Source organism: Streptomyces viridiviolaceus (assembly GCF_014650995.1).
Classification (GTDB): Bacteria; Actinomycetota; Actinomycetes; order Streptomycetales; family Streptomycetaceae; genus Streptomyces; species Streptomyces viridiviolaceus.
The window spans coordinates 57,170-75,311 of the sequence record NZ_BMWA01000022.1; the positions used below are offsets into that span (position 1 = coordinate 57,170).

At 73.2% G+C, this 18,142-nt stretch carries 19 protein-coding genes; 5 read left to right on the top strand and 14 right to left on the bottom strand.

From position 1 onward, the window contains the following. Positions 1 to 27 precede the first annotated feature (27 nt). The 6 genes from IE260_RS28770 to glnA form a co-directional block, all read right to left on the bottom strand. Positions 28 to 1,212 (bottom strand): winged helix DNA-binding domain-containing protein, encoded by a 1,185-nt coding sequence (locus tag IE260_RS28770; protein ID WP_189877061.1) that lies wholly within the window; start codon positions 1,210 to 1,212, stop codon positions 28 to 30. Between the two features lie 85 nt (positions 1,213 to 1,297). Further along, positions 1,298 to 2,257 (bottom strand): D-2-hydroxyacid dehydrogenase family protein, encoded by a 960-nt coding sequence (locus IE260_RS28775; RefSeq protein WP_189877220.1) that lies wholly within the window; start codon positions 2,255 to 2,257, stop codon positions 1,298 to 1,300. A 104-nt stretch (positions 2,258 to 2,361) separates the two neighbouring features. Next, positions 2,362 to 2,949 (bottom strand): PspA-associated protein PspAB, encoded by a 588-nt coding sequence (gene pspAB / locus IE260_RS28780; protein WP_189877063.1) that lies wholly within the window; start codon positions 2,947 to 2,949, stop codon positions 2,362 to 2,364. Between the two features lie 2 nt (positions 2,950 to 2,951). Further along, complete coding sequence (gene htpX, locus IE260_RS28785; protein ID WP_189877065.1) at positions 2,952 to 3,866, bottom strand: zinc metalloprotease HtpX; 915 nt, start codon at positions 3,864 to 3,866, stop codon at positions 2,952 to 2,954. A gap of 61 nt (positions 3,867 to 3,927) precedes the next feature. Then, positions 3,928 to 4,188, bottom strand: a complete 261-nt coding sequence (locus tag IE260_RS28790) for an SCO2583/SCO2584 N-terminal domain-containing protein (RefSeq protein ID WP_189877067.1) — start codon at positions 4,186 to 4,188, stop codon at positions 3,928 to 3,930. A 129-nt stretch (positions 4,189 to 4,317) separates the two neighbouring features. Beyond that, entirely contained in the window at positions 4,318 to 5,727 is a 1,410-nt protein-coding gene (glnA, locus tag IE260_RS28795; protein ID WP_189877069.1) for a type I glutamate--ammonia ligase, read from the bottom strand. A gap of 221 nt (positions 5,728 to 5,948) precedes the next feature. Here glnA and IE260_RS28800 point away from each other — a divergent pair, with 221 nt between their 5' ends. Beyond that, the gene (locus tag IE260_RS28800; protein ID WP_189877071.1) at positions 5,949 to 6,416 is read left to right on the top strand and encodes an RDD family protein; all 468 of its coding nucleotides are present in this window, start codon (positions 5,949 to 5,951) and stop codon (positions 6,414 to 6,416) included. Positions 6,417 to 6,506: 90 nt separating this feature from the next. On the opposite strand, the gene IE260_RS28805 is transcribed toward IE260_RS28800, so the two are convergent. From IE260_RS28805 to lipB, 4 genes are all read right to left on the bottom strand, one after another. Then, positions 6,507 to 7,211 carry a DUF4191 domain-containing protein gene (locus IE260_RS28805; protein WP_189877073.1) on the bottom strand — a complete coding sequence of 235 codons (705 nt, stop codon included), beginning with the start codon at positions 7,209 to 7,211 and terminating at the stop codon, positions 6,507 to 6,509. 77 nt (positions 7,212 to 7,288) lie between these two features. Further along, positions 7,289 to 7,489 carry an SCO2195 family GlnR-regulated protein gene (locus tag IE260_RS28810; protein ID WP_189877075.1) on the bottom strand — a complete coding sequence of 67 codons (201 nt, stop codon included), beginning with the start codon at positions 7,487 to 7,489 and terminating at the stop codon, positions 7,289 to 7,291. A gap of 273 nt (positions 7,490 to 7,762) precedes the next feature. Next, positions 7,763 to 8,752, bottom strand: coding sequence for a lipoyl synthase (lipA, locus tag IE260_RS28815; protein WP_189877076.1), 990 nt, complete (start codon positions 8,750 to 8,752; stop codon positions 7,763 to 7,765). A gap of 156 nt (positions 8,753 to 8,908) precedes the next feature. Beyond that, entirely contained in the window at positions 8,909 to 9,709 is an 801-nt protein-coding gene (lipB, locus tag IE260_RS28820; protein WP_189877078.1) for a lipoyl(octanoyl) transferase LipB, read from the bottom strand. 236 nt (positions 9,710 to 9,945) lie between these two features. Here lipB and IE260_RS28825 point away from each other — a divergent pair, with 236 nt between their 5' ends. Next, positions 9,946 to 11,409 (top strand): NsdA family TPR-like regulatory protein, encoded by a 1,464-nt coding sequence (locus tag IE260_RS28825; RefSeq protein ID WP_189877081.1) that lies wholly within the window; start codon positions 9,946 to 9,948, stop codon positions 11,407 to 11,409. A 15-nt stretch (positions 11,410 to 11,424) separates the two neighbouring features. On the opposite strand, the gene IE260_RS28830 is transcribed toward IE260_RS28825, so the two are convergent. Together IE260_RS28830 and IE260_RS28835 are read right to left on the bottom strand one after the other, a co-directional pair. Beyond that, entirely contained in the window at positions 11,425 to 12,828 is a 1,404-nt protein-coding gene (locus IE260_RS28830; RefSeq protein ID WP_189877083.1) for an NAD(P)/FAD-dependent oxidoreductase, read from the bottom strand. 548 nt (positions 12,829 to 13,376) lie between these two features. Continuing rightward, positions 13,377 to 14,273, bottom strand: coding sequence for a TIGR01777 family oxidoreductase (locus tag IE260_RS28835; RefSeq protein ID WP_189877085.1), 897 nt, complete (start codon positions 14,271 to 14,273; stop codon positions 13,377 to 13,379). 73 nt (positions 14,274 to 14,346) lie between these two features. Between IE260_RS28835 and IE260_RS28840 the strand changes: the two genes are divergently transcribed. Beyond that, positions 14,347 to 14,835, top strand: a complete 489-nt coding sequence (locus IE260_RS28840; protein WP_189877087.1) for a GNAT family N-acetyltransferase — start codon at positions 14,347 to 14,349, stop codon at positions 14,833 to 14,835. 25 nt (positions 14,836 to 14,860) lie between these two features. Here IE260_RS28840 and IE260_RS28845 read toward each other — a convergent pair whose 3' ends face one another. After that, positions 14,861 to 16,045, bottom strand: coding sequence for a MarP family serine protease (locus IE260_RS28845; RefSeq protein WP_189877089.1), 1,185 nt, complete (start codon positions 16,043 to 16,045; stop codon positions 14,861 to 14,863). Between the two features lie 283 nt (positions 16,046 to 16,328). On the opposite strand from IE260_RS28845, the gene IE260_RS28850 reads away from it, so the two are divergent. Both IE260_RS28850 and IE260_RS28855 read left to right on the top strand, forming a co-directional pair. After that, positions 16,329 to 17,099 (top strand): peptidoglycan recognition protein family protein, encoded by a 771-nt coding sequence (locus IE260_RS28850; RefSeq protein ID WP_229881403.1) that lies wholly within the window; start codon positions 16,329 to 16,331, stop codon positions 17,097 to 17,099. Between the two features lie 49 nt (positions 17,100 to 17,148). After that, positions 17,149 to 17,373, top strand: coding sequence for a hypothetical protein (locus IE260_RS28855; protein ID WP_189877093.1), 225 nt, complete (start codon positions 17,149 to 17,151; stop codon positions 17,371 to 17,373). Between the two features lie 18 nt (positions 17,374 to 17,391). Here IE260_RS28855 and IE260_RS28860 read toward each other — a convergent pair whose 3' ends face one another. Next, positions 17,392 to 17,910: a DUF4240 domain-containing protein gene (locus tag IE260_RS28860; protein ID WP_189877222.1), complete on the bottom strand. Its 519-nt coding sequence runs from the start codon at positions 17,908 to 17,910 to the stop codon at positions 17,392 to 17,394. Between the last annotated feature and the right edge of the window lie 232 nt (positions 17,911 to 18,142).

An 18,142-nucleotide genomic window follows, 5' to 3' on the forward strand; every position in this document is an offset into this window, starting at 1 on the left:
GTTCGATCCTCCGGGCGCCCGGCGTCGCTACGCCGACAGTTCGCGCTCCAAGGGTGTGCGGAACCGCGGAGTGACCCGTGCCGTCCCCACCCAGGACGCCAGCCGCTCCGCCTCCGCCGCGATCGCGGCCTCCGCCTCGCGGCCGACCCCCTCGCCGTCCAGCACCCGCCAGACGATCTCCCCGTCGGCCCGCTGGGCCCAGCCGCCGATCACCCGCCCGTTCCACCACACGGTCGGCCCGATGTTGCCGCTGCCGTCGAACAGCGCCGGCCGCAGCTCCGGCGCGAGGTACCAGTCCCGGTGCTGCCGGCTCATCGCCGTCGGATCCAGTCCGGGCAGCATCGCCGCCCACGGCTCGGCCGGCTCCGCCACCGGGCCGGCGTCGCCGGCCACGACGTACCCCGTGCCCTCCTCCACCGACACCTCCTGCGCGCCGATCGCGGCCAGCGCCCGGCGCACCTGCGTCACCGGCCACCCCGTCCACCACTTCAGGTCGGCCTCGGTCGCCGGACCGCACGCCGCCAGCCAGCGGCGCAGCAGCTCCGCCTGGGCCCCGGCGGGGTCGAGTTCGCGATGCTCGGGCGCCGGCGCCCAGCGGAACCGGGAGGACGTCCAGGAGCCGAGCGGCCGTCCCCGTACGACCTTTCCCTCCACCCCCAGTACCCTCAGCAGCCGGGTGGAGACGGTGTGCGAGCCCTCGTAGCTCTTCCCGGCCGCGTACACGAACTGCAGCTTCAGGCGAGGCTCGTCCCGGGCCAGTTCGGCCGCCGTCGCCTGGCCCCGCCGGGTCAGCGCGGCCAGCGTCGACTCCTCGACCTCCTTCAGCCAGGCCGCGTCCGGCGCCCCGGCCGCGGCCATGTGCTTCAGCAACGCGGCCCGCTCCCGCGCGGCGACCACCAGACCGGTCGAGGCGTGCACGACCGCCGTCAGCTCCGTGGGGAACACGAACACGGTGTGCCGCATGCCGTGCATCCGCACCAGGGTGCGGTCCTCGTACAGCGCACGCTCCGTCTCGCCCACCGTCCGCGCCGCGTCCGCGAGCCGGGCGCCCACGGCCAGGTAGACCGTCGCGGGGTCCGTGCCGTGCAGCGCGACCAGCGAACCGGCGACCTCCTCGGGGCTCCCCGCCCGCGCCGCGCCCGCCAGCCGCTGGCGCAGCGCGAGCCGGGCCCGCCGCTCACCCGTGCCGATGTGCCGACGTCCGTCACCCATCCCGGCCTCCACCCGTCGAGTCCACCTGCGGCCCATCCTGCCCGGCCCCACTGACAGTGCGGGACGGGACGAGGGGACGTGGCCGTCAGCCGAGCCGACGCAGCGGCTCGCCGGCCAGGAAGGCGTGGATGTCCTCCACTGCCTGGCCGTAGTACGTCGCGTAGTTGGCCCGCGAGACATAGCCGAGGTGCGGCGTGGCGAGCAGGCGCGGGGCGGTGCGCAAGGGATGGTCCGCGGGCAGGGGCTCGACGTCGAAGACGTCCAGGCCCGCTCCGGCGATCCGTCCGGCACGCAGCGCGTCGCACAGCGCGTCCTGGTCGACGATGGCCGCGCGCGAGGTGTTGACCAGGTAGGCGGAGGGCTTGAGCAGGGCGAGTTCCCTCGCGCCGAGCAGGCCGCGGGTGCGGTCACCGAGCGCCAGGTGAACGGAGACGAAGTCGCTGCTCCGGAGCAACTCCTCCTTGGTCTCGACGAATTCGGCACCGACCTCGTCGGCCCGCTGTCGCGTGAGGTTCTGGCTCCACGCGCCGACCCGCATCCCGAAGGCGAGACCCACCTGCGCGACCCGGCTGCCGATCTTCCCGAGGCCGAGCAGACCCAGGCGGCGGCCGTGCAGGTCGGCCCCGACCGTGGACTGCCACGGGCCGCCTTCCCGCAGCGCACGGTTCTCGGGTACGAGATTGCGGGCCAGACCGAGCAGCAGTGCCCAGGTCAGCTCGACCGGCGGTGCCGAGGAGCTGGCGGTGCCGCACACGGTCACGTCGTTGCGCCGGGCGGCCGCGAAGTCGATGACGGAGTTGCGCATCCCGGAGGCGACGAGCAGCTTCAGCCGGGGCAGGCGGTCCAGCAGGGAGGCGGGGAACGGGACCCTCTCGCGCAGGGTGACGACGATGTCGAAGCCGGCGAGACGGTCCGCGAGGAGGTCCTCGTCGGTCACGTGGTCGGGGAAGGCGACGACCTCCACCCGGTCCTCGACCGGGCTCCAGTCCGCGGAGTCCAGCGCCGCGTTCTGGAAGTCGTCGAGCACGGCGCAACGCAGTCGCATGTCGGTGGTCTCCGCAGTCATCGGGGTCCGTGGTCGTGCCCGGCCGGCAGCGGCGGGCGGGCCGAGTACACCATGGCGCCGGGGGACACGTCTCGGCGGGCCGCTCAGTCGGCCATGCCGGGGGCGTCCCACAGCGGGAACCAGCGGCTCAGGTCCTTCTCCACCGGCAGGTCGTCCTCCACGGCCGCGGCCACCTGCAGCTCGAGCGCGTTGTCGCGCCTGCGCCGGCCGGGGCGGACGCACAGGGGGTAGAAGGTGCCGCGCTTGTACAGGTACACCAGCGCCAGCCGCCGCCCTTCCGGGTCGTGGAATCCGGCCAGGGAGCACAGCAGCTGCGGGCCGAAGCCGTTGACCTCCATCGAGGCGTTCACCGCGTGCAGGTCGTTCACGAGCGCGGGCAGCTGGTCGGGGGAGCGGCGGGAGACGAGCCAGGAGTAGCCGTAGTCGTCCTCCCGCAGTTCCACCGGCGGTCCCTCGCGCTCGGTGTCCGCGTCCATCAGGGCCCGGACCTCGCGGTGGGTTTGCTCGAAGGCCGCGCCCTCGACGGTGGCGAAGCACACCGCCCCGCGCCCGGTCGGCGTGAAGCCGGTCGCGGCTTCGAGGGTCACGGCCGCCGACGGCAGCGCGAAGAGCCGGTCGAGGTCCGGCGCGGCCGGCTTCGTGCGGCCCAGCAGGATGTCCAGGAGTCCCATGGTCAGGCCCTTCCCGGCGCCGCCTCACCCAGCTCGGCGGAGATCCGGCCCAGCTGTTCGAGCCGCTGCTCCAGGCTGGGGTGGGTGGTGAAGAACCGGCCGAGGCCGGGCTCGGCACCGAAGGCGGGCGTGAAGTAGAAGGCGTTGAACGCCTGGGCCGTGCGCAGGTCCTTGGTCGGGATGCGGGCGATGTCGCCGGTGACCTTCGTGAGCGCCGCCGCCAGCGCCGAGGGACGGCCGGTGAGCAGGGCCGCGGCGCGGTCCGCCGCCAGCTCCCGGTACCGGGACAGGGCCCGGATCAGCAGGAAGCTGAGCGCGTACACGGCCGCGGAGACGCCCATCACGCCGACGAGGACGACAAGGGTGTTCTGGTCCCGCCGTCCGCCGCCGAAGAGCTGCGAGTAGAAGGCGAACCGTACGATCAGCCCCGCGATCACCCCGAGGAAGGACGCGACCGTGATCACGGCGACGTCCTTGTGCGCGACGTGCGACAGCTCGTGCGCGAGCACGCCCTCCAGCTCCGCGGGCTCCAGCCGCCGCAGCAGCCCGGTGGTGACGCAGACCACCGCGTTGTCCGGGTTCCGCCCGGTCGCGAAGGCGTTCGGCATGTCCATCTCCGACACGGCGACCACCGGCCTCGGCATGTCGGCCATCGCCGACAACCGGTCGACCACTCCGTGCAGCTCCGGGTACTCGTCCCGCTCCACGACCCGGCCCCGCATCGCGTAGAGGGCGATCCGGTCGGAGAACCAGTACTGCGCGCCGAACAGCGCCGCCGCGATCACCACGACCAGTACCCAGGACTTCAGCAGCGCGATCAGCGCGGCGACGAACCCGACATACAGCAGGCCGAGCAGGAAGAGCGTGACCCCCATGCGCACGGTCAACCGCCGGTCACTCCGGAAGCGGCTGGGCATCTGCATCACCCCGCAGCGGTCAGGCACTCGTCCCGCTGTCCAGTGTGCACCCGGCCCGGTTCTAGTAAGGCGCCCGGAAGTTGATGTACCCCAGCAGGACGATGACCGCCGCCACGCAGCCCAGCACCACGGCGGTGGACACCCACGACGACCGGCGGCCGGAGCGCACCGGGTCGGGGTCGGCACGGAAGGGGACCGGTGCGGGCGGGTTCTCCTTCCAGCGCGCGGCCAGCATCCGGGCACGGGCGGAGGGCTCCTTGTGCTCGGCTCCGTCGGCCCACTTGAGGTCGAACTCCCGCTGCTCGTCGTCCCGTTCGGGCATCCCCGCCCCTCTCCCCGTTCTGCGGATCGAACATCCGTTTTAGTACACCAGGAGGGCCGGCCGGCGCAAACGACGGCGTCCCCGCCCCTGGAGACAGGAGCGGGGACGCCGGACGGCCGAAGGCGCCGATCACACGTCGAAGTAGAGCTCGAACTCGTGCGGGTGCGGACGCAGCTGCAGCGGGGCGATCTCGTTCGCGCGCTTGTAGTCGATCCACGTCTCGATCAGGTCCGGCGTGAAGACGTCGCCCTGGAGGAGGAACTCGTGGTCGGCCTCGAGGCGGTCGAGGACGGCACCGAGGGAGGTCGGGACCTGAGCGACGTTGGCGTGCTCCTCGGGAGCCAGCTCGTAGAGGTCCTTGTCGATCGGCTCGGCCGGCTCGATCTTGTTCTTGATGCCGTCCAGGCCCGCCAGCAGCAGGGCCGAGAACGCCAGGTACGGGTTGCCGGAGGCGTCCGGGGCGCGGAACTCGACGCGCTTGGCCTTCGGGTTCGACCCGGTGATCGGGATACGCATCGCCGCGGAGCGGTTGCGCTGCGAGTACACCAGGTTCACCGGCGCCTCGAAGCCCGGCACCAGGCGGTGGTAGGAGTTCACCGTCGGGTTGGTGAAGGCCAGCAGCGACGGGGCGTGCTTGAGGATGCCGCCGATGTAGTAGCGGGCGGTGTCGGACAGGCCCGCGTAGCCCTGCTCGTCGTAGAACAGCGGCTCGCCGTTGCTCCACAGCGACTGGTGGACGTGCATGCCCGAGCCGTTGTCACCGAAGATCGGCTTCGGCATGAAGGTCGCCGTCTTGCCGTTCTTCCAGGCCACGTTCTTCACGATGTACTTGAAGAGCTGGAGGTCGTCGGCGGCGGCGAGCAGCGTGTTGAACTTGTAGTTGATCTCGGCCTGGCCGGCGGTGCCCACCTCGTGGTGCTGGCGCTCGACCTTCAGGCCGGACCGCTCCAGCTCCAGGGAGATCTCGGCGCGCAGGTCGGCGAAGTGGTCGACCGGCGGGACCGGGAAGTAGCCGCCCTTGTAACGGACCTTGTAACCGCGGTTGTCCTCCAGGGCGCCGGTGTTCCAGGCGCCGGCCTCGGAGTCGATGTGGTAGAAGGACTCGTTCGCGCCGGTGGCGAAGCGCACGCTGTCGAAGACGTAGAACTCGGCCTCGGGGCCGAAGAACGCCGTGTCGGCGATGCCGGTGGAGGCGAGGTAGGCCTCGGCCTTCTTCGCCACGTTCCGCGGGTCGCGGGAGTACTGCTCGCCCGTGATCGGGTCGTGGATGAAGAAGTTGATGTTGAGCGTCTTGTCCCGGCGGAAGGGGTCCACGCGCGCGGTGGACAGGTCGGGGCGCAGGGCCATGTCCGACTCGTGAATGGCCTGGAAACCACGGATCGAGGACCCGTCGAAGGCCTGCTCGTCGTCGGGGTCGAACGCCTCGGCGGGCAACGTGAAGTGCTGCATGACGCCCGGCAGGTCGCAGAACCGGACATCGACGAACTTGACGTCCTCGTCCGCGATGAACTTCTTGGCCTCGTCGGCGTTCTGGAACATCCAGCTCCTCCTACTCCCGACCGTCCCGCCGGGGTGGTAGATCGTTCGTGCGGCCAGTGCGGGTGGCACACGCTGACCTCGACCCTAGGGACGGGTGATTTCTCGGGCGTGACCCATTTGTTTCGCAGAAGTTAACCGGCACCGCTTCCAGCGTAGGCCCCGATCGGGCCCGGCACACCCCGCCGTCCACCGGTCATATACGGGCGCAGTACCGTGGACGGGTGGACAACAGGCAAGCAATCGGATCGTGGCTCTCCGGGCCGCGGGCGGCCATCGAGGGCGCCGGCGCGGAGCTGGGGTACCGGGGCGAGCAGCTCGGTCTGCCGGAGGAGGGACCGGGCTCGATCGCCCGCCCCGGCAGGCGGCTCGGCGCCCTGGTCGTGGACTGGGCCCTGTGCCTCTTGATCGCATACGGCCTGATCACGGACGGCTACGGGCAGGCGACGAGCAACTGGGCTCTGCTGATCTTCCTCGTGCTCAGCGTCCTGACCGTCGGCTCCGTCGGCTTCACCCCGGGCAAGCGCCTCTTCGGGCTGCGCGTGGTCGAGCTGGGCACGGGCCGCGTCAACCCGCTGCGCGCGCTGCTGCGCTCGGTGCTGCTGTGCCTGGCGATCCCGGCGCTGATCTGGGACCGCGACGGCCGGGGGCTGCACGACCGGCTGGCCCGCACCGTGGAAGTGCGGATCTGACCACCACATGCCGGTACGGCGATGGGGGCGCCCGGAGTGATCCGGGCGCCCCCATCGCCGTACCGGCATGTGGTGGAGGTCCTACGGGGGTCAGCGCTGCCTGGGGTTGCCGCCCTTCGGCAGGCGCATGCCCTTCGGCATGGGGCCCTTCGGCAGCGGCATGTTGCTCATCAGGTCGCCCAGGGCGCGCAGCCGGTCGTTGGTCGTGGTGACCTGCGGGCCGGTCAGGACGCGGGGGAGCTTGAGCATGGTCGTGCGCAGCTTCTTCAGCTCGACCTGGTCCTCGCCGGTGCCCACGATCAGGTCGTGGACGGGCACGTCGGCGACGATCCGGTTCATCTTCTTCTTCTCGGCGGCCAGCAGGGACTTCACCCGGTTCGGGTTGCCCTCGGCGACCAGCACGATGCCGGCCTTGCCGACCGCGCGGTGCACCACGTCCTGGCTGCGGTTCATCGCCACCGCGGGAGTCGTCGTCCAGCCCCGGCCGATGTTGTCCAGCACGGCCGCTGCGGCGCCCGGCTGGCCCTCCATCTGGCCGAAGGCCGCCCGCTCGGCGCGGCGCCCGAAGACGATCGCCGTCGCGAGGAAGGCGAGCAGCAGGCCCAGGATGCCGAGATAGATGGGGTGACCGATCAAGAAACCGATCGCGAGGAAGACACCGAAGACGATGATGCCGACAGCCGCGAGTACAAGACCGATCTTCTTGTCGGCCTTGCGGGTCATCTTGTAGGTCAGGGCGATCTGCTTCAGTCGCCCGGGGTTCGCAGCGTCCGCTGCAGGTTCCTTCCTCGCCATGCTCCGAAGTCTACGTGGCCCCGGAAGCGCCCACGACGGCAGTGCCCGGCGCAGCGGGGGAGACGGCGGGCGGGGGGTCAGGAGCGGCCGGCGACGGCCTGCTGCAGCACGCGCTCGGCCTCGACCCGGTCCTTGGCGCGGCGGCGGTCCTCCAGGACGGAGGTCCAGGCGTTGCGGCGGGCGGTGCGCTGGCCGCCGCTCATGAGCAGTGACTCGACGGCGCGCAGGGCGTCGGTGAACGACGGGATGGCGGTGGCGCGTACGGGCGCTGCCTGCATCGTGGAGGTCCCCCCTCGGTACGGATCCGGGTGCGGGTGCACGTGGCGTGATGCCAGGGTCACTGATTGGTGTTACCAGGGCGTGACCGACCGGTCAAACACCCATGAAGCCCCGGTGCCGGGACCCCGAACGACGGCGCGGCCCTGACGGGTGTCCTCAACTGCGAGGACGGTCAGGGCCGCGACATATCGGCCACTACCGGCGAGTAGTAACTTGTGCGCGAATTCACACGCTGCCCCGGGCGCGTCGGCGGGAGGGCAGAGGTCGGTCGGTCAGACGGCCTGGGCGCCGATGAAGCTGCCGTCCCGCTGCGGAGCGGCCGAGTGACGCTGCTCGACGGCCATCTGGTACAGCCGACCGGCGCGGTAGGAGGAGCGCACCAGCGGGCCGGACATCACGCCGGAGAAGCCGATCTGCTCGGCCTCCTCCTTCAGCTCCACGAACTCCTGGGGCTTCACCCAGCGCTCGACGGGGTGGTGGCGCACGGACGGGCGCAGGTACTGCGTGATGGTGATCAGCTCGCAGCCTGCCTCGTGCAGCTGCCGGAGCGCCTCACTGATCTCCTCCCGGGTCTCGCCCATGCCGAGGATCAGGTTGGACTTGGTGACCAGGCCGTAGTCGCGGGCCTCGGTGATGACCTTCAGGGAGCGCTCGTAGCGGAAGCCGGGGCGGATGCGCTTGAAGATCCGGGGGACGGTCTCGACGTTGTGCGCGAAGACCTCGGGGCGGGAGTCGAAGACCTCCTTGAGGAGCTCCGGCACCGCGTTGAAGTCGGGGGCGAGCAGCTCGACCTTGGTGCGGCCGGCCTCGCGCTCCGCGGTCTGCTGGTGGATCTGGCGCACGGTCTCGGCGTACAGCCAGGCGCCGCCGTCCTCCAGGTCGTCGCGGGCGACACCGGTGATCGTGGCGTAGTTCAGGTCCATGGTGACCACGGACTCGCCCACGCGGCGGGGCTCGTCGCGGTCGAGCGCCTCGGGCTTGCCGGTGTCGATCTGGCAGAAGTCACAGCGCCGGGTGCACTGGTCGCCGCCGATGAGGAAGGTCGCCTCGCGGTCCTCCCAGCACTCGTAGATGTTCGGGCAGCCGGCTTCCTGGCAGACCGTGTGCAGGCCCTCGCTCTTCACGAGGTTCTGCATCTTCGTGTACTCGGGACCCATTTTCGCCCGGGTCTTGATCCACTCGGGCTTGCGCTCGATGGGGGTCTGGCTGTTGCGGACCTCCAGGCGCAGCATCTTGCGTCCGTCGGGTGCGACTGCGGACACGACCGGCTCCCTAGCGATTGATTCTTCGGCGACCTTCAGGGTACGCCCGTTGATTTGATGCCCGGCGAGGGTGCTGGCCTTGCTGGGGGCTGCCGCCCCCAGGCCCCCGCTTCGGCCCTGGACGGGCCTCGTCCTCAAACGCCGGACGGGCTGCTTTTATGCCGCCGGTGCCTTCTCGATCACCCTCGGCTTCAGTTCCGCGTTCTCCAGGACGTCCCGGAGATGGCGCTCCACCACCGGCAGGACTTCCTCGATGGTCACGTCCCGGCCCAGCTCGTTCGCGAGCGAGGCGACGCCCGCGTCGCGGATACCGCACGGGATGATCTTGTCGAACCACTTGTTGTCGGGGTTCACGTTCAGCGCGAAGCCGTGCATCGTGACGCCCTTGGCCACCCGGATGCCGATCGCCGCGATCTTGCGGTCCTCGCGGCGCTGGCCGGCGTTGGAGGGGGCGTACTCCGGACCGTTGAGGCGCGGGTCGAACTCCTCGTCGGTCAGGCGCGGGTCGAAGTCCATGGAGAGTCCGCCGAGCGCGGGGCGCTGCTCCACCGGGTCACCGAGGACCCAGACGCCGCTGCGGCCCTCGACCCGGGTGGTCTCGAGGCCGAACTCCGTGCACGTGCGGATCAGCGCCTCCTCCAGCCGCCGGACGTGGGCGACCACGTCCACCGGGCGCGGGAGCTTCTGGATCGGGTAGCCGACCAGCTGGCCCGGTCCGTGCCAGGTGATCTTGCCGCCGCGGTCCACGTCGATCACGGGCGTGCCGTCGAGCGGGCGCTCGCTGTCCGCGGTGCGCCGCCCGGCGGTGTAGACCGGCGGGTGTTCGAGGAGCAGCACGGTGTCGGGAACCTCGTCGGCGAACCGGGCCGCGTGCACCCGGCGCTGCTCGTCCCACGCCTCCTGGTACTCGACGGCCTCGGCCCCGAAGCCCATGCGGACGAACCGCAACTCACTCACGGCTAGCGCCTCCCTGGAAGGTCGTAAGGCACGAAGCGTGCCCACGCCACTGTACGACCGGTCGTCCGTCGTCAGCCCGGCGGGCAATCCTCACACGATCGGATGAATGCCTGCGGAAGTGTGCGATCAGGTGCTTACTCTCCGCTACATTCGCGCCGTCCACGAGGCCATAAGGGCTGCTCACAGGCGCTCCGGGCACATCGAACGCCCCGGAAGGCAGGAGACCGCACCGCACCATGACGGAACGACCCGCGCAGCGCACCCCCAACCGCCAGCTCGCCGCGCTCATCGCCGAAGCGGGGTTCTCCAACGCGGGTCTCGCGCGTCGCGTCGACCAGCTCGGCCTCGAACACGGGCTGGACCTGAGATACGACAAGACGTCCGTCACCCGATGGCTGCGCGGCCAGCAGCCCCGCGGCACCACCCCCGCGCTGATCGCCGAGGTCTTCACCCGGCGCCTCGGCCGCCGCCTCACCGCCCAGGACCTGGGCCTGGACGCCTGCGCCCCCGTCTACGCGGGCCTGGAGTTCGCGGCCACCCCGGAGGAGGCCGTCGACATCGTCGGCGGCCTGTGGCGCAAGGACTCCGGCAGCCACGCCGAGCTGCGCAAGATCGCCTTCACCCCGGCGGGCCTCGTCGTGCCCAGCCGGGACTGGCTGATCGGCCGCGCCGACGAGAAGGTGGCCCGCGCCGATCCGCCCGTCCGCATCCCGGCGCAGGGCCGGCCGACGCCGCCCAGGGTCCCGGCCCCGCTCGACCCGTCCCGCCGGCGGGGCCCGGCCGAGCGCGGGCCCGGCCAGAAGGTGACGGCCGGGGACCTGGCCGCCCTGCGCTCGGTCGGCGAGCTGTTCCGCGGCCTGGACGACCGCTACGGCGGCGGACACGCCCGCCAGGCCCTGGTGCGCTACCTGGAGCACGAACTGGAGCCGATGCTGCGCGGCACCTACGGCGAGCAGACCGGCCGCCGGCTGTTCGCCGCCGCCGCCGACCTCACCCGGCTCGCCGGCTGGACGTCGTACGACATCGCCGCGCACGGACTCGCCCAGCGCTACTTCGTGCAGGCGCTGCGGCTCGCGCAGGCGGCGGGGGACCGGGCGTACGGCTCCTACGTCCTGGTCACCATGAGCCGGCAGGCCGTCTACCTCGGCCACGGACGCGAGGCCGTGCAGCTCGCACGGGTGGCGCAGCAGGGCGTCGGCACCTCCGCGCCGCCGGTCGTGCAGGCGCTGCTGCACGCCTCCGAGGCGCGGGCGCACGGTGTGCTCGGCGAGGTGCGCGCCTGCACCGCGGCGCTCGTGCGGGCCGAACGCGCCCTGGAGACCGCCCGCCCCGGGGACGAGGTGCCGCACTGGGCGCGCTTCTTCGACGAGGCCCAGCTCGCCGACGAGTTCGGCCACTGCCACCGGGACCTGCAGCAGTTCCGCGCGGCCGCCCAGCACGCGGAACGCTCGCTGCAACTGCGCGCCCCCGCCTATGCCCGCAGCCGTCTGTTCTGCCGGGTCGTCCTCGCCACCGCCCGCCTCGGCCTCGGCGAACTCGACCAGGCCTGCCAGCTGGCCGCCGAAGCGGCCGGCCAGGCGGCGGAGATGCGGTCGGTGCGGGCGACGGAGTACGTCAGGGACTTCGAACGGCGGCTGGAGCCCTACAAGGACGCGGCACCCGCACGGGGCTACCGGGACAAGGTGGCCGCCCTGGGCTAGCCGGGACGGACGCCCTCAGGCGGCGTGCGCGCTCGGCACGGGGTCGGCCGTGTGCATCGAGCGGTTCACCCCCAGGTCCGCCAGGATCGCCGCCGAGGCACGGTGCCCCGAGTGCAGCGCGCCCTGGACGGTGCTGGTGTCCCGGTGGTCGCCGCACACGTACAGGCCCGCCAGCAGCCGCACAGGCCGCCGCAGGTCGTGCGGCGGGCGCATCGCGGGCACCGCCTCGGCCGCGTGGTGCACGGCCAGGGTCTCCCAGCGGGCGGTCGACGTGCCGTACAGGCGGGACAGGTGGATGCGGACGGCGGTGTCGGCGTCGGACGGGGGAGGCCCGAGGACCGTCGAGGAGACGAGGGCGCGCCCGGCCGGCGCACGGGAGGGGTCCACGTGGCTGACCACGGCCGTGTGGGCGACCGGGCCGCCGCGGTCGGCGTCGAGCAGCAGGGCCGCGCCGGTGGCCGGCGGATCGTCCGTCGTGTGGTGCACCACCGTCACCGGGAGGAACTCGGGCACCCGCAGACCCGGCAGCAGTTCGGCGGCGGCCCGGGCGTCGGTGGCCACCAGGACGGCCCGGCAGCGGACGACGCCGTGCTCGGCGGTGGTCACCGCGTTGGTGGCGACGGAGGTGACCCGGACGCCGGTGCGCACGGTCCCGGGCGGCAGCGTCCGCGCCAGCAGCTCCGGCAGCGCCTCGGCACCGCCCTCCGGCACGCACAGCCGCCCGCCGGCGAAGGCGTGCAGCGCGAGGTCGGCGCACCGGCTGGAGGCGGTGAGGTCCGGGTCGCACAGCAGGGCGGCGAGCAGCGGACGCAGGAAGCCGTCGATCGTGCGGGCGGGCAGCCCGCGCACCGCCAGGGCCTGCGCCGCGGGCAGTTCCGGGCGGGCCAGCAGCCGTTCGACGGGCGTCCCCGCGAGCCGGGTGAGGGCGGCGGTGAGGCGGGCCTGGTCGACGGCGGAGCCGAGCGGGGCGCCGGGCCGGCTCCGCGGCACCGGCACCTGGCTCCTGGGCGCCTTGGGCACCGGTACGAGCCGCCGGGGTGCCGGCACCGACCGGGGGGCGCTCGCCAGGGCGCGCACCGCGTGGAGTGCGCCCCTTGCGCCCCCCGCGCCCGCCGGGGCGCCCGCGCGGTGACGGCGGCCCTCGCTGTGCAGCAGCACCCCGGGCGCGAAGGGCAGCAGCGCGAGGCCGTCCAGTGCGGGGGTGAGCCGCAGTTCGGGATACGCCGTGGACAGCAGCTGTCCGATTCTGTCGAGCCGGAAGCCGTCGACTTTCTCGGTGGCCATCCGGCCGCCCACGCCATGGGCGGCCTCCAGGACCGTGGTCGTCACTCCTGCGCTGGTCAGCCGATGCGCCGCGGCGAGTCCGGCGACTCCGGCCCCCACGACGACGACGTCCGCCTGGTACGCGGGCTCAAGCACGTGCCCCTCCTCGAGGTTGCGCGGCCGCTGGAGACGTCATGCCCCCAACCGGCTTGAGGGATACCCGAGTTCGGAACGAGGTTAGGTCCGCCCACGGTCATCGGGAGTCGCACAGGGGCAGGGCACGGTCGCACGCCGGTCGCATACGGCGGTCATGTGGTCGTTCACGGTCGCGGGGCGTCCGGGGGCGGCCTGCGACGGTCGGGGCCGGCGGGGCGCGGTGGGGTCCGCGGGTGCCGGCGGGGCGTCGGGGCCGGTGCGCGGCGGCGGCAACCGGAGGGCGCCGGGGCGGCATGGCCGGGGTGGCGGGTCCGGTCGGCCGCCGGCGGTCGGGGAGACGGAGGCCGTCGGCCGGTACCGGCCGGGCCGGTCCGCGCGCGGGCCGCGGTTCACGGCCGCGGCGCGGAGCACCGACGAGGGATGGGGCCGACAGGGGCGGAGCGGGAACCGGGCTGGGTCGGCCGGGTGGGTGGAAGAGGGGCCGGGGCGTGGGGGAGTGGCGAGCGCAGCGGGAGCGAGGCGGCCCCCGCAGCCCGCCGGGCCTCACCTCACAGCGCCGCCCGGATCGCCCCGTCGATCTCCGGGAACGCGAACCGGAAGCCTGACTCCAGCAGCCGCGTCGGCAGCACCCGGGCGCTGCCCAGCACGTCCCCGGCCAGCTCGCCGAGGACGGCCCGCAGCACCGGCGCCGGCACCGGGAACGGCGTCGGCCGGTGCAGCACGCGCCCCATGGCCGTGGTGATCTCACGGTTCGTCAGCGGCTGCGGGGCCGTCAGGTTGAACGGGCCGGACAGGTCCTCGCGGTCCAGCAGGTGCCGGATGGCGGCCACCTCGTCGTGCAGGGCCACGAACGACCAGTACTGCGACCCGTCGCCCAGCCGCCCGCCGAGCCCAGCCCGGAAGAGCGGGAACAGCCGCCCCCAGGCCCCGCCGCCCCGGGCGACGACCAGCCCCGTCCGGGTGAGCACCGTCCGTACGCCCGCCTCCCGGGCGGGTGCTGCGGCGGCCTCCCACTCCTCGCACAGCGCGGGCAGGAAGCCCTCTCCCGCGGGTGCGCTCTCGTCGACGGCCCGGGCGCCGGTGTCGCCGTAGAACCCGATCGCGCTGCCGTTGACGAAGACCCGCGGACGCGGCTCCAGCGTCGCCACGGCCTCCGCGAGCGCCGTCGTGCCGTGGACCCGGCTGCTGCGGATCCGCACCTTGTACGCCTCGGTCCAGCGGTGGTCCCCCACCCCGGCCCCGGCCAGATTCACCACGGCGTCGCACCCGGCGAGCCCGGCCACGTCCACCTGCCCGCGCTCGGGATCCCAGCGGACCTCGTCCGCACCCGCAGGCTCGCGCCGCACCAGGCGCACCACCTCGTGGCCGTCCGTGGTCAAGGACCGCACCAGTGCGCTGCCGATGAGACCGGACGCGCCGGCCACCGCGATTCGGGAACCTGCCATGCGCCCATCCTGCATGGTGACCACCGGAAAATCCCTGAACAGCGCCCGACACCCGCGTCGTACAGTGACCGTCATGCCAGTTCCGCACATACGCCACGCCCGGCCCGACGACGAGCAGACGCTGCGCCGGCTCGACCACGAGACCTGGTCCTACCTGCACGCGGTCTCCCCCCGGCCACAGCCGGACGACCCCTTCTTCAGCGAGCGTTCGGGCCCCGGCGACCACCTGGTCGCCGAACTCGACGGCGGCGTCGTGGGCTACGTGCGCCTCGGCTTCCCCACCGAACTCGCCTCCAACAGGCACGTACGGCAGATCCGCGGCCTCGCCGTCGCCGACGCGGCCCGTGGCGCGGGCGTCGGCCGGGCCCTCGTCCGCGCCGCCGTGGAGGAGGCCCGCCGCGAGGGCGCCCGGCGCATCACGCTGCGCGTCCTCGGCCACAACGCCGCCGCGCGCGGGCTGTACGAGTCCGAGGGCTTCGTCGTCGAGGGCGTCCAGCCGGAGGAGTTCTGCCTCGACGGCACGTACGTCGACGACGTGCTGATGGGACAGGCCCTGGTCTGACGGCGCGCGACGGGCGGTCCGGGGGTCACGAGGTCACCAGCCCGCCCGTGTCCACCGCCGCCGTCGCGTCCGCCGCCCGCCGCGCGTCGTCGGCCACCTCGGCGGCCGTGAGCGCGTAACCGGTCTCCGCGTCGGAGGTGGAGCGGGCGAAGACCACGCCGTACACCTGGCCGTCGGTGGTCAGCAGCGGGCCACCGGAGTTGCCGGGGCGGACCGTGGAGCGGACCGAGTAGATGTCCCGGGTGACGGTCTCGTCGCGGTAGATGTTCTGGCCGGTCGCCTGCACCCGGTTCGCGACCGTCGCCGCCCGCAGGTCCAGGTCGCCGCTCTCCGGATAGCCCGCGACCACGGCCGCGTCGCCGCGCCCGGCGCTGCCGTCGAACCGCAGGGCGGGCGCGGTCAGGTCCGGGACGTGGAGCACCGCCACGTCCTTGCCCGGGTCGAACAGCACCACCCGCGCCTCGTACGACCGTCCCACCCCGCCGACCCGCACGCTCGGGTCGTCGATGCCGGCGACCACGTGGGCGTTGGTCATCACGCGCTCCGGCGCGTACACGAAACCGCTGCCCTCCCGGCCCTGGACGCCGGCCACGCCCTCGACCTTGACCGTGCTGAACCTGGCGGCGTCGGCCGCCGCCGGTGTGACGCTGTCGCCGGAGGGCTCGGGGACCTCGGCGGTCGACTCGTTCTCGAACGGGTTGAACACCTGCGGGAACCCCGCCCGGGTCAGGGCCGACGTGGCGCGCGAGAACCACGCCGGAGTGGTGTCCGGCATCGCCCGCTGTACCGTGCCCAGCACCGTCGAGTCCCGGATCGCCGAGGTGATCAGCGGCGAGGAGGACGCGGCCAGGACGCTGGCCGCCACCCAGGCCACGACCAGTACGGCCACCGAGCCGGCGACCGCCCCGCCGGCCCCGTCGGCCACCCGCAGCGGCCCCCGGTCCAGCTGCCGCCGCAGCCGAAGCGCGGGGCGCCCCGCCAGCTCCTGGCCGATCACCGCCGGCACGAGCACCGTGAGCACCGCGGTCACCGTCGCCGTCGTCGTGCCCGGCGTCACCAGGTCCATGACCCACGGCAGGATCAACACGCCGACCACCGCGCCGCCCACGAACCCGGCCAGCGACACACAGCCGGCCAACAGTCCCCGCCGGTAACCCGAGGCCGCGTAGGCCAGGGCCACCAGCACCAGCAGGATGTCGAGCAGACCCACGCCGTGCCGCCTTTCTCTCGGGCCCCGGGACCCCTGAGTACGTGCGGGACGGGCTCGGTGATCAGCCGGAGGCGCGTGGCCGTCGTGAAACCGGCCACATGTACGAGACACCGGAGGAACGTCGCGGACCGGGGCGATGGTTCCGCCAGGTGGCACAGCACACATCGCGGGCGAACCGGCACCGCCCGACAGTGGGACCATGCGTGTCTTCGACAAGTCGCGCCGGGGAGAGCCGCGCGCGGGACGGGTACGGCGTGCGGTACGCATACCGGGCGCGGCCCTGATGCTGCTCGGCTGTCTGCCCGGCCTCGCCGCCGTCATAGCCCTGGCGCTGTGCGCGAGCGGCGTGGAGCGGGCGGTGGTGGCCCACTCCACGCCGCTCGCCAGGCCCGCGGTCCACCACTTCGCCCCACGGCCGGCCATCGTGCCCCGGTCGGCCTGGCTGGGCGCCACCGCCCACCGCCAGCCGCCCCCGCGCTACGACGACAAGGTCGTCGCCGTCTTCGTCCACCACACCGACACGCCGAACGGCTACGCGTGTGCCGACGCGCCCCGCATCATCCGCGACCTCTACGCCGGCCAGACCGGCGCCCGCCACTGGGACGACCTCGGCTACAACTTCGTCGTCGACCGCTGCGGCACCATCTACGAGGGCCGCGCCGGAGGCGTCGACCGCCCCGTCACCGGCGCCCACACCCAGGGCTTCAACCACCGCACTACCGGCATCGCCGCCCTCGGCACCTTCACCGCCGGCGTGCCCGTGCCGGACGCGCTGACCGACGCGATCGCCGCGCTGACGGCCTGGAAGCTCGGCGAGACCGACACCGATCCCCGCGGGAAGGTCGGCCTGGTCTCCAGCAACGGCCTGAGCCGGTACGCGGCCGGCACCACCGCCACCCTGAACGCCGTCGCGGGCCACAAGGAGGGCTTCCCGACCAGCTGCCCCGGCGAGGCCCTCACCGCCCGCCTGCCGCTGATACGGGACACGGCGGCCCGGCTCCAGGGCAGGACCACGGTCCCACAGGCAGGCCACAGCAGGCGCGCAGGCTTCTGAGAGCCCGCCCGCCTACCGTCGTCGCAACAGACGACCGGAGGTGGGGATCATGAACAGCAGCCGGAACCGGAACGAGCGGGCGGGCACCTGGACCCGGGCGGTACGCGGCCCCTGGACGGTCCTGTGCGCCGTCACGGCCGTCGTCCTCGGGCCCGCCGCCGTCACCGCGTCCGCGCTCGACGAGGCCAACGCCGCGCCGCCGCACCAGGCGGTCCGGGCCGACCAGGTCCAGGCGTACCTCCCGTCGGACCCGAGCCGGCGCCGGGCCGCCTGAGCCCGGCAGGCCGGTGAGTCAGCCCCCGTACCGCTCCCACAGCCGGGGGAACCGCTCGGCCAGGACCCGGTCGTCCTCCAGGTCGATCGGGGTGCCCAGCGGTTCCGCGGGCGCCGGCGCGATGCCCAGGTCGGGAGCGACGGTTCCGGTGAGCTGCTCGTACGCCTCGTCGGCCGCGTAACCGAGGTCCTCGCCGTCGCCGTCGATCTCCTCGTCGAAGTCGTCCAGCAGGTCGGCGAGCGCGTCCGGGTCGTGGACGGCGCCCTCGTACACCTCGCGGCCCTGCCCGATCAGCCAGCACCGGAAGAAGTCGAAGGCGTCGTCGCTCGCCCCGCCGAGCAGCACCCAGGCGGCACCCCACAGGTCCCAGGTGAAGGCACGGTTGTAGCGGGCCTCGAAATGGCGGGCGAAGTCCAGGACCATGTCCGGCTCCAGCTCCAGGAGCCGCTCCACGAGCAGGTCGGCCTGGTCCTCGGGGTCGCCGTCGGCGCCCTGGCGGGTGGCGTCGATCAGCTCCCAGAACTCCGTCTCGTCCATCACGGGTCCAGCATCGGCCCTCCGGGGACGGGACGCACGCGGAGTGCGACGGATCGTTATGTCGCCGGGCGGCTTGGGGACGGCCCGGCGGACCACGCACAGAAGCGGGGCCCGCCACGCCCCCGAACACCCTCCTGCGCCGTGCCGCCGGACGCATCGGACCCGCTCATCGCATGGTGGTCTCCCGCGACCCCGATGGGCCGGGTCGGCCCTCGTCCCGGTGCGGCGGGGC